The 11,109-nt window shown below is 66.7% G+C and carries 9 protein-coding genes and 1 pseudogene; 3 read left to right on the top strand and 7 right to left on the bottom strand.

The features are described from left to right. Nucleotides 1-55: 55 nt before the first annotated feature. From CM1CMNOD_RS09375 to CM1CMNOD_RS09355, 5 genes and pseudogenes are all read right to left on the bottom strand, one after another. Complete coding sequence (locus CM1CMNOD_RS09375) at nt 56-1,315, bottom strand: MlaD family protein (RefSeq protein ID WP_013873419.1); 1,260 nt, start codon at nt 1,313-1,315, stop codon at nt 56-58. After that, nucleotides 1,312-2,544: an MlaD family protein gene (locus CM1CMNOD_RS09370; RefSeq protein ID WP_013873418.1), complete on the bottom strand. Its 1,233-nt coding sequence runs from the start codon at nt 2,542-2,544 to the stop codon at nt 1,312-1,314. Before CM1CMNOD_RS09370 ends, CM1CMNOD_RS09375 begins: the two co-directional genes overlap by 4 nt. A 5-nt stretch (nt 2,545-2,549) precedes the next feature. After that, nucleotides 2,550-3,342 (bottom strand): annotated as a pseudogene (locus tag CM1CMNOD_RS23955) (ABC transporter ATP-binding protein). Between the two features lie 125 nt (nt 3,343-3,467). Next, on the bottom strand, nt 3,468-4,325 hold the full coding sequence (locus CM1CMNOD_RS09360) for an ABC transporter permease (protein ID WP_013873417.1): 858 nt from the start codon (nt 4,323-4,325) through the stop codon (nt 3,468-3,470). 16 nt (nt 4,326-4,341) lie between these two features. After that, entirely contained in the window at nt 4,342-5,202 is an 861-nt protein-coding gene (locus CM1CMNOD_RS09355) for an MlaE family ABC transporter permease (protein WP_013873416.1), read from the bottom strand. Nucleotides 5,203-6,081: 879 nt separating this feature from the next. On the opposite strand from CM1CMNOD_RS09355, the gene CM1CMNOD_RS21675 reads away from it, so the two are divergent. Then, nucleotides 6,082-6,864, top strand: a complete 783-nt coding sequence (locus CM1CMNOD_RS21675) for a hypothetical protein (protein WP_013873415.1) — start codon at nt 6,082-6,084, stop codon at nt 6,862-6,864. 49 nt (nt 6,865-6,913) lie between these two features. Further along, nucleotides 6,914-7,876, top strand: coding sequence for a hypothetical protein (locus tag CM1CMNOD_RS09345; protein WP_013873414.1), 963 nt, complete (start codon nt 6,914-6,916; stop codon nt 7,874-7,876). A 347-nt stretch (nt 7,877-8,223) separates the two neighbouring features. Here CM1CMNOD_RS09345 and CM1CMNOD_RS09340 read toward each other — a convergent pair whose 3' ends face one another. Then, the gene (locus CM1CMNOD_RS09340; RefSeq protein ID WP_013873413.1) at nt 8,224-9,858 is read right to left on the bottom strand and encodes an acyl-CoA synthetase; all 1,635 of its coding nucleotides are present in this window, start codon (nt 9,856-9,858) and stop codon (nt 8,224-8,226) included. Nucleotides 9,859-10,033: 175 nt separating this feature from the next. Between CM1CMNOD_RS09340 and CM1CMNOD_RS24390 the strand changes: the two genes are divergently transcribed. Then, nucleotides 10,034-10,348, top strand: coding sequence for an SDR family NAD(P)-dependent oxidoreductase (locus tag CM1CMNOD_RS24390; protein ID WP_043603384.1), 315 nt, complete (start codon nt 10,034-10,036; stop codon nt 10,346-10,348). A gap of 111 nt (nt 10,349-10,459) precedes the next feature. Here the strand turns inward: CM1CMNOD_RS24390 and CM1CMNOD_RS09330 are convergent, their stop codons facing one another. Beyond that, nucleotides 10,460-11,098 (bottom strand): TetR/AcrR family transcriptional regulator, encoded by a 639-nt coding sequence (locus CM1CMNOD_RS09330; protein ID WP_013873412.1) that lies wholly within the window; start codon nt 11,096-11,098, stop codon nt 10,460-10,462. Nucleotides 11,099-11,109: the final 11 nt, after the last annotated feature.

The following is an 11,109-nucleotide window of genomic DNA, read 5'->3' as shown; positions in this document are numbered from 1 at the left end:
GGCTGACTGCGCGCCGGTCTGCCAGCTGCCGGCGGACGTCGCCGGGGCGTTGGTCTTACCGGGCAGCGGCAGCTCCGGCGGCGCGGGCAGCGGCAGGCTGGGGATCGGCGCGTCCGGCAGCGGGTTGACGATCCCGCCGACGACCTGCCCCAGCGGTTTCGGTGACAGCGGGACCATCGCCTTGAAGTAGTGGCTGATGGCGTCGTAGTCGCTGGTGGCCATCGACCATCCCTTGAGGAACTCCATCAGGTTGGTCAGCCGCAGGCTCAGTGCCTGCCCCATCAGTGTCTGCACCGATGACGACAGGGTGAGACGACAGGGTGAGCAGGTCCGGCGTGGCCGGGCGCAGTGCCTTCACCAACGGCGCCGCCTCGTCCAGCAGGGTGTTGGCCTTGTCCAGGACCGGCGGCAGGGAGGCCAGCGCGGGATCGGCCGCGTCGGCGAACCGGTGCAGCTCACCGGTGATGTCGCTGAGATCGTCGGTGACCGGACGCAGCGACGCCAACGTGCGGGTCGCCGGGTCGGAGACACCGGCCAGCTGCGCGAGAGTGGCGCGCGCGCTGGCGATGGTCCCCGGGAGGCGGACGAGGGAGTCCTGCGTGGCCTTGCGGTTGGCCGCCACGGTCGCGAGCGTGTCCGTGGCCGACCCGACCAGTCGGTCGAGGCTCTGCCCGTTGTCGGTGGCCAGCGAGCTCGCCACCGGCTGGGCACTGTCCACCAGTCTGGTCAACAGCTCGTTCTGTTCGTCAAGGATCGCAACAAGATCCTTGGTCTGTGTCATCGCCGGCTCCAACGCGGTGATCGCGTTCGCGGCCTGCTTGCCCTGCCCCTTCAGGCCCTCACCAGCGGTGGTCAGCAGCGCGCCGAGCGCGGACGCGGTCGGCGTGTCCACGGCGTTAAGTACGTCCTGCAGGTCCACCACCCGGTTGGTCTGGGTCTGCGGGATCATCAGGGGCTCGGACAGCACCGGTGCCGACGGCGACCCGCGCTCCAGCCGGATGAACCGCTCACCGAGCAGGTCCTGGGTGGTGATGGTCGCGCGGACGTCGGTGTGCAGGGGCAGCACGCTGCGGTCCAGAGCCATCCGTACCTTGGCCAGGCCGCCCTCGAGGTCGATGGACTTGACCGTGCCGACCTCCACACCCCCCGCCTTGACCGCGTTGCCGGCGACGAGGGGGCTGGCGTCGGCGAACGTCGCGGTCACGATGGCCCTGTCGTCCCCGGGCTTGAGCACCAGCCAGCCCACCACCAGCACCAGCACCGTCACCAGCGCGATGGCGACGGTCCGGCGACGGCCGGCGAGAGCCGCGCTCATCGGATCCCGCTTCCGGTCGCGTCCACCCACGGCTGGCCGACCGGCTGGCCGACCGGCTGGCCGGGATACGGCTCAGGATTGCGCCGCGATCCGGGTGGCTGTACCACGCTCTCGTCGACAGCGTTGGTGCCCGGCGCCAGCAGTCCCGCCCAGACGTGTCCCTCCCCGTCATAAGGAGCGAACGCCTGCCCCCAGTTGTGCAACATCCCAATCCCTTCGGGCGTGTAGGGACGGAGGAAGGCGACAGCGGGCTGCACCGCCTGCACGAACTGCTGGGCTGGCGGAACGACCTCGTGGGCGACGTCGATCAGTCCGGGGGTCTCCTTCAACAGCCCCTGGGCCGACACCAGCGTGGGGCGTAGCTCGGCGACGCTGGGCCGCAGCTCGGTCAGTACCGGACTGAGGTTCCTGGCGACCGACGGCAGTCTGTCGGTGGCCGGCTTGAGATCCTGGAGCAACGCGATGGTCGGCTCTCCCGCCTTGGGAACCCGGTCCAGGGTGCCCTTCGCGGTCTGCAACGTTGACGGCAGTTCCTTGAGGCCGTCGGAGAGCTGCTGCTGCTGACTGGCGACCGCGCCGGTCGCGCTGGTCAGATCGTTGACCACCGAAGCGAGATCCTGACGGTGGTCGGCCCCTATCGCCACCATCTGCTGGAGCTGGGTGACCAGCGCGCGGATCGCCGGGCCGTCGCGCCCGACCGCCTCCAGAATCGACCCGAGCGCCTGCACGCTCGATCCTGCGCTCCTGACCGTCGCGTTGAGATCCGGTTCCCGGCCGTCCACCGTCTGGTTCAGCTCTGTCACGAGCGAGGTGATCTTGTCACGGGTCGGCTTGTCCAGCACGGCGAGCACCTGGTCGACCTCGATCTGCAGGGACTTGCCCTCGATCATGCCGCCCTTGGGAATCGTCGTGTTCCCCGCCGGCCCCGGATACAGGGTCAGCATGCGTTCGCCGAGCGCGGAGTTCCACTCGATCCGGGATGTCGTGCCGTCGCGCAGGGGCGCGTAGCCATCGTTGAGGGAGACGGTGACGAGGGCCTTGCCGTCCTTGACCTCCAGGGACTGCACCGAACCCGCCTTGGCACCGTTGACCCAGACCGGTGAGCCGTCGGCGAGCTGGGCCGCCGACGGTATCAGTAACTTCACTTTGTAGTCGTCACCGCCACGCCAGAAGATGCCGCCGATGACGACGCCCACCAGCGCCACGATGAGAACTATTCGTCGAGACATCTTCTTCAGTCCATCCCCAGCGGGCCCACCGAGTCTCCGGACAGGAACTGGCGAACGAATGGCATGTCAGAGTTGAATGCTTCCTCGGTCTCGCCGTAGTGAATCAGTTTGCCTTTCCAGAGCACGCCGACGTAGTCACTCACCTTGCGCGCGGTGCGAATGTCGTGAGTGACCAGGACGTAGGTGCCACCGTGCTCGGCGTGTACCTTGAGGATCAGGTCGTTGAGCAGGCTGGTACGTACCGGATCCAGCCCAGAGTCCGGCTCGTCGAACATAACCACGCTGGGGTTCAGAACCAGCGCCCTGGCGAATCCGGCTCGCTTCTTCATACCGCCGGAAATCTCACCCGGAGCCTTGGGTGGCGGCCCGCGAGAGACCAACCTCCTCGAGCCTCGACATCACGATTTCACGGATTTCCGACTCGCGCTTGTCCGTGTGCTTGCGGAGCGGGAAGGCGACGTTGTCGTAGACGTTCATCGAGCCGAACAGGGCACCGTCCTGGAACAGGACACCGAACCTCTTACGGATCTCCTGCCGTTCGTGCTCGCTGATCTCCCAGATGTTCTGCCCGAAGACGACGATCTCGCCATGGTCGGGTTCGAGCAGGCCGACTATGTGCTTCAGTAGAACGCTCTTACCTGTACCTGACGGCCCGAGAACGGTAGTGATCGCGTCGTCGACGAAGTTCAGCGTGAGCCCGGTCAGCACGTCGAACGAGCCGAAGGACTTGTGGACATCGCGGATCTGCACGGTCTGCCGCAGCTCCGATGTGGTCGGCTGCTCGCCGGTCACCGTCACCGGTGACCAGTTGTTCGCGACATCGTCTACGAACTCGTTACTTGCTGTCATGAGGCTTCCTTTCCGAGAACACGTAAAGGAGAGCTCGACGAGCGGGCACGGGACATCCTCCACATAGTGAGCACCTAGTTTCCGATCGGGGCACGGGTGAAGCCGCCGAAGAAGAGCTGCTGAAAGATCGCACCTACGACACTGACGATGATCAAGTTGATCACCATTGACTTCGCCGTGTTCTTGCCCACGCCGACCGGGCCGCCGCTCGCCGTGTATCCGTAGAAGCAGCCGATCAGTACGATCATCGTTCCCATGATCCCGCCGGCAACAAGCGAGAGCAGCACGTCCGTCTGAGTGAGGAACGTCCAGAAAACAGAGAGATAGGCGCCTTGGGTCACGCTGTGGAACACATGGACGTTGAGTACGTAGTTGACGATGTACATGATGCCGGTACCGGCGATGAACATGAAGGGCGTGACGATGATGACGGCGAGCAGACGCGCGCTGACGAGGTAGGACATCGAGTCGAGACCCATGACCTCCAGCGCGTCGATCTCCTCGCTGATCCTCATCGAGCCGAGTTCCGCGACCAGCCCACAACCGACCTTGGCCGCCAGAATCCAGCCCCACATCTCCGGCGCAACCGTGTAGTCCGACACCGCGGTGAACACGGCCGTATATCCACCGGCACCGAGCTGGCGCAGTAGGTAGTGCCCCTCCAGCGAGATCTCCGCGGCGAGCATCGCCATCATGAACCAGATGATCCCCGAGCTGGAGAGAATGATGATTCCGGTCTGCCGGAAGACCTCCGAAGCATAACGGCGTGTCTTGGGAATGTCACGGAACGCACGAACCGCGAATAAAGCGGCTTCACCGAGGTCCGTAACAAGTGCCTGACCGCCACCGTATGCGTCCGAGGTGGACCCGCCAACACGAACGGGCTTCTTCTTCGCCCCCGGATCTGATGTCTCCTCGGAGATCACAGCCACAGCAGGACCTTCCTTCTCACCGGTTGACCAACATCTCAGGATTGAGACCGAGCAGCACTGCGTTGGCCACGAAGTTGATTACCCACACGGCTGCGAAACAGAGCACGACAGCTTCGTTGACGGCGCGCCCGACACCCTCCGGACCGCCTCGGGCGTTAAGGCCCTTCTGGGCGCAGACGATACCGATGAAAAATCCGATCAGAACAGTTTTCACGACCGTGCCGACCAGATCGGGCACCGTCACGTTCGACAGGAAGACCGAGAAGAAGGAGCCCGCGGAGGTGTCACCGATCACGGTTCCAGAGATCATCGCCATGGCCACACCGACAGCGACACCCACAATGTTGAAGGCAGCGGTCATCACTGTGATGGCGATGACCCGCGGAAGTACCAGAACGCGCATGGCATCGAGGCCGAGGACCTTCATCGCGTCGAGTTCCTCACGGATACGCCGAGCCCCCAGGTCAGCCGTCAGGGCGGTGCCCATGACCCCGGCCACCGCCATACCCGTGCAGAAGGGGGAGATCTCGCGAGCGCTGGCGAAGACGAAGACGGTCCCCAGCCGGTTCTGCGCACCGAGTAGCGTGAGGATGTTGTAGGCGTAGTTGCCGATCAGAAAGCAGAAGCCACCGACTGCGAGCGTGCAGGACAGCCAGCAGAAGCGCAGCATCGCGTACATCTCGTCGCGGGTCTCCGCCCAGTACCCGCGTGGCTGCCGTACCGCCGTGGACACCAGCTGCGCGAGCAGCTGCCCGCTCTGGCCGACATCGACGATCACCCGCTGAAGAGACGGCGGGAATTTGATCATAACGTTCGTGACAGCGGGACTGGAACGTGGGCGGTGCCGGCTGGGCCCGGCCGCAACCTGGTGCGTCATCTGTCTCCCTGCGTCGGCTTGGCGGTGTACCACGTCCGCAGACCCGCCGTCGAAGGGACCCCGCTCGCTTTCAGCGCGCTCAGGAGCGGGGAGCCCTTGGCTCATCAGACGGATTGGATCTTTATTGGGTCATGAACCTATTCCAGTGGGAAGCACGGTCGCGACATCCCCGGGGAGGAATTGACCTACCCGTTGGGGTGGGACAGGGGGGAGAGCCACCCTACCAGGTAGGCCCGGCCCTACCGTCCCCGGATGCACCATGACAGCAGATGTCCTGAGCACCACCTTGACGACGCTCACCCCTATGACACACCTGCCCCGACAACGCCAGGTGAACAGCGCCAGGACAGGCACTGAGGCAGATGACGGGGCAGCCTGTGGGACAGATGGACGGCATCAAAAAATCACATCGCACCATAAATTACAATCAACAAATACACAACAATCACTATTGTTGACAACACTACTGGATTTGTCGATGGACCGGAAGCGGGCGCCTGGATAACAGCCGGAACGCCGGCTCCCAGGCGAGCGGGGAAGAACCAGCCTGTAAACACGACGGCTGGAGAACGGGAAGCGGCTCGGTACCCGCGCGGCACGCCGACGCAGGTGATTCGACGCCCGTCGGTCCCACCGCCGCTGTGTGCCGGCGCCCCGGCTCCGCGCGCACCGCCGGTAGTCACCCCATAGAAGGGCGGAACTTCTCCACGAGAGAGATTCCACTGACGCGCGGAGCGGACTACTTTCAGGATTCGCTGTCCCCGGACGGACGGCGGACTCCGGCGGAGGACGCCGCGCCGTCGGCATGACACCGGCTGAACAGATCGATGCCCACGAAAGCACGGTCACCAGCCAGGCAGGCAGGAGGGTTCATCGGTCATGGCGCTTCGACTGACCGCGCGCAAGACCGCCGACAACGGGAAGGCCGAAGGCCAGGACCAGGACGCGGAGGACGACACCAGTATCCGGCAGGAGCAGGAGCAGGAGCAGGGGCAGGGGCAGGGGCAGGCACAGGAGCAGGAGCAGCCCGGTGACCGCCCCGGGGCCGACGGGAAGCCGGCACGGCCCGCCGGCCCCACCGGCGGCGCCCAGCGCTCCCGGCGTGCCCAGCGCTCCCGCCGTGGCGACGCGGCACCCCGCTATCCCCGGGCGCGCCAGGTCACGGGATTCGTGCTCGCGGGCCTGCTCATCATCGCTGTGGCCGCGTCTGCCTGGCAGGGTCTGCGCTGGTGGGCGGAGGAAAAATCCGGCGGCAACGCGAAGGCCACGTTCACGGCCGACCGCGATGCCGCGATGACCGCCGGGCAGGACAGCATGGTCATATTCAACACGGTGGACTACCGGGAGCCGGCGGAGAGCCTGGACCGCTGGGCCGCCGCCTCGACGGGAGCCCTTCAGGACAAGGTCCGGCAGGAAAGCGCACAGATCACCAAAACGATCACCGATACCAAGACCGTCAGCACCGCGCGACTCATCCAGGGCGGTCTTGTCGCGTTCGACCGTGACGCCGGCACCGCCAAGGTGATCGCGGTCATCGAGATCCGCTCGGTCCCCGAGGGACAGCCGGCCACCACCGAACGCACCCGCCTGACCGGCGACGTGACACGGACAGCCGCCGGCTGGAAGCTCAGCTCCATCCAGACGGTCCCGGCGGGGACATGACATCACCCGGTACGTCATCCGGTCACTTCACAGTTGTAAGGACGCCCCTGTGACATCCGCTCACCGTTCCCGGACCGACAGGGCCACCACGCATCCGTCCGCACCGGGGCGGCGGCGACCCTCTCACCGACAGCGGCGCGACGGCGACAGCGATGTCGACCTCGCGGTCGACCCCAGCGTCGACACCACTGTTGATCACGAAGCCAGGGACGGCGCGTCGAACGCCTTGACCACACCCGAGGCGCCCGACGCTTCCAAGGTGCCTGAAGCGCCCGACACGCCCGACACGCCCGACACGCCCGACGCTTCCGGCGCCTCCAAGGTGCCCGAGGTGCCCGAGTCGTCCGCTGACGGGGGCGAGAGCGACGGGTCCGCCCTGGACGCGGCGACCGGAAAACCGGCGGATGACAGCCCCGCGGCCGCCACCGGTGAACCGCGCGTGGGGCCGGGCACCCCCGGTGGCGGCGCGCGGAGGCGATCCACCGTGCCCGCCGTTCCCGCGCTCGCCCGCGTCCAGGTTCTCGTAGCTCTCGTGGCGGGTCTGGCGGCCGCGGTCACAGCGGCCGTCGCGCTGGGTGTGCACGCGGACAGGGCTGGTCGTCATCCCCTGTCGACCAATGACGCCTTCGTCGACTCCGCCGCCACGACAGCCCTGATGCAGGACATCGGCAAGACCGTGGAGACGGTCTTCACGGTCAACCCGAACAGTGTCGCCGCCACCGAGCAGGCCGCCAAGGACTCCCTGACCGGAAGCGCGACCGACCAGTACGAACAGCTCTATCGGCCGCTGCTGCAGCAGGCCCCGGCGCGAGGGGTCAGCGTCACCACGACCGTCCGCGCCGTTGGCGTGACAGCGCTCAACGGCAACCGCGCCGACGTGCTGGTACTGGCCGACCAGGCCGCGCAGAGCTCCTCGGCGCAGCAGTCCAACTCCTCCGGCCCGGCACACCTCGGGCTGGTCCTGGAAAACCAGGACGGCCACTGGAAGATCTCGAACATCGAAATCCTGTAACCGCCGGCGGGCGCGCGGCCACCTCACTCCCCCGCGCGCCCGCCACGCCGAAGCACCCCACCCGACAGGCTCCGGCATCGTCCGGCCCCTGGCTCGGTGAGGCCAATCCCGGCCCTTGACGCGCTCTCCTCGTTCGTCACCCCGTCGGATACTTCCCTGCCGAAGACCGCTCCCCATGGCGGTCGTCACTGCGCAGGGTGTCCTATATCACAGGCCTGACGGCTGGCCACGGATGAGAGGGGCCACCGAAAAGCAGGCTGCCGGGTCGGCAGATATATCGCGGAATCCCCCAGCACCAACTTCACAACACCGCCACGCGGCGAAGTCGGCCCACCAGATATCTCGGGTCAGCCCCGGGTCGGGCGGGCATTTCGGTGCGGACGAGAGCTCGCGTCAGCGGTGGTTTCGTGATCGGCGAGATGAGCGTACTCGTCACGCAGCTGACGCTTGAGGATCTTCCCTGAGGGATTCTTGGGTAGTGCGTCGGCCACGACGACGTACTTCGGTGTCTTGAAGCCGGCCAGCCTGGTGCGGGCATACTCGGAGACCTGCTTCGGGGTGAGCGTCACTCCGGGCTTCGGCACCACAACGGCGGTGACGGCCTCGACCCAGCGCGGGTGCGGCACCGCGAAGACGGCCACCTCGGCCACCCCGTCGAGAGTGTAGATCACCTCCTCGACCTCGCGGGTCGCGACGTTTTCACCACCGGTTTTGATCATGTCTTTCTTGCGGTCCACCACGTAGAGGTAACCGTCCTCGGTGAGGTAGCCAAGGTCACCGGAGTGGAACCAGCCGTTGCGGAACGCCTCCGCTGTCTTCTCCGGCTGCTGGTAGTAACCGAGCGTAGCGTGAGGCGTACGGTGGACGATCTCGCCGATCGTCCCGGCCGGTACGGGACTGTCGTCGTCGTCGACGATCCGGGTCTCCACGTTGAGCGCCGCCCGCCCCGCGGACCCCGCGTGCGAGACCTGGTCCTCCGGGCCGAGCAGGGTGCCGAGCGGGGCGATCTCGGTCTGCCCGTAGAAGTTCCAGAGTCGTATGTCAGGGAGCCGCTGCCGCATCTCCTCGAGGACGGCGACCGGCATCGGCGAGGCGCCGTAGTAGCCCTTCCGCAGGCTGGACAGGTCGCGGGTGCCGAAGTCGGGGGATCGCAGCAGACCGATCCACACGGTCGGGGGCGCGAAGTACTTCTTGACCCGGTACTCCTCGATCGCCCGCAGCACGGTGCCCGGGTCCGGCGTGGGCAGGATGATCGAGGTGGCGCCGAGGTAGACGTCGACGCCTAGGAAACAGTCGAGCTGGGCGCAGTGATAGAGCGGCAGGGTGTGCAACTCGACGTCGTCGGCGGTCATCCCGCCGCCGACGACGCACGAGACGTAGTGCCACATCAGTGACCGGCTCGACAGCAGCGTCCCCTTGGGTCGCGACTCGGTGCCGGAGGTGAACATTATCCGGACCGGGTCGTCGTCGGCGACGGGGACGTCGGGCGCCGTGCCGTCGTATGACGTCCAGCCGGCGACGCCGCTCCAGCCCGCCGGAACGGGTTTGCCCTGCAGCGGGATGACAACGCGTACCTCGACAGCCGATTGGGTCCCGTCGAGTTGCCCCAGCGCCTTCTCGGCCACCGGGAGCAGGGCGGCCTCGACCACGAAGCCCTTCGCGCCGGACTGGTCGAGGATGAAGGCGATCTCGTTGGCGCCCAGCATGAAGTTGACGGGGACGAGGATGACGCCGACCCGGGCGGCGGCGAAGTCGAGCACCGCGAACTGCCAGCAGTTGTGTGACAGCAGCGCGAGCCGGTCGCCCTTCGCCAGGCCGGCAGCGGCGATCGCCGCCGCGGTCCGCTCGACCGTGGCTTCGAACTCCGCGAACGTCAGGGTGGTGGCGCCGTCGATGATCGCCGGCTTACCCGGAAAGCGCTGCGCTGTCCGTCGCGGAATGTCGCCGAGGCTGTGGCGACGGGTGATGTCAATGTCTGACACGGTTCTCTCCTCTTTGCGGCGCGCTGCGATCTATTTTACAGTCAGAGTTGACTGTAAAATAGGAGTCGCCTGCCGTGAACAGGGCGAGAAGAACGGAATGCCGACACGTCGCGCGACCGCTCAGGACGCTCCATCGCCTGGGCGAGCGCATGGACGAGCAACCGCGGGTGGCACGGTGACCGGCGCGGGGACGACTGTCGTCGTCGCTGGTGGGACGAGTGGGATCAACCTCGCGATCGCGCGGGCGTACGCCGCGCGGGGCGCCCAGGTCGCGGTGCTCAGCCGCAGCCAGCAGAAGGTCGACGACGCCGTTGCCCGGTTGTCGGGGCAGACCACCGCGCGTGGGTACGCCGCCGACGTCAGGGACGGCGAGGCCGTGCTGTGGCTGACGTCGCCGCGCGCGTCCTACATCACCGGTGCCGTGCTGAGCGTGGACGGCGGGCTGGCTCTCGGCGGCTCTTCGGCGATCGCTGCCGCCATGCGGGCGTAGATCTCATCCCGTAGGGGGAGACCTGCTTCTTTCTGGTTCCTCACCGATCGGGCGGCCTTCACGATCATCTCCGATGGGGTCGACGTCTACCCGCAGGAGATCGATCCATCGTCAGGCGTCGAGTCCGAGCTCCCGGCGGGCCAGTGACTTCCACACCTTGAGGTGGGGATCCGTGAGCGGGTCGCGCGGGTCGAACGAGTACGTCAGCGCGACTCCACGCATGCTCGTGTTGAGCATCTCGCGAAGAGCAGTGTAGTTGGGGTGCCGGACGAGTTCGGGCCCGAACATCTTGTCGATCTCCGCCCTGATCACGTTGCCGAGAGCGTACTCCCTGGGCGCGAGCGCCTCGGCCAGACGCGCGTTGTAACGCGCGGCCAGCCAGAGTTCGGTCGCCGCCCAGAAGTAGCCCTGATGGTAGGTCGACCACACCGCGTCGACGGCGGCCTCGACGCGGTCGTGCGGCGAGCGGGGCCAGTTGGCGGAATCGTGGGTCGAGGAGATCCGCACCTCGGCGATGTGCTGTACGGCCGCGACCAGGAGCGCGTCCCGGTGAGGGTACTGATGGAGGAGCCGCCCGCGGCTGACTCCCGCGCGCTCCTGGATCTTCAGCGTGGAGGCGCCGCTGTAGCCGAACTCGATCAGGACCTGGACGGCGGCGTCGAGGATGTGCTGCTGAGTGGTCCGGCTGCGCGCGGCGTAGTCGGCGTAGCGTGGGGCCGCCGCCTCGGTTCCGCTCCCGTTCGACGTCATCGTGTCCTTCC

This window comes from Protofrankia symbiont of Coriaria myrtifolia, from assembly GCF_900634755.1.
Classification (GTDB): domain Bacteria; phylum Actinomycetota; class Actinomycetes; order Frankiales; family Frankiaceae; genus Protofrankia; species Protofrankia coriariae.
The sequence above is the reverse complement of the archived record's forward strand: the minus strand, read 5'-3'. Positions and strand labels throughout refer to the sequence as shown.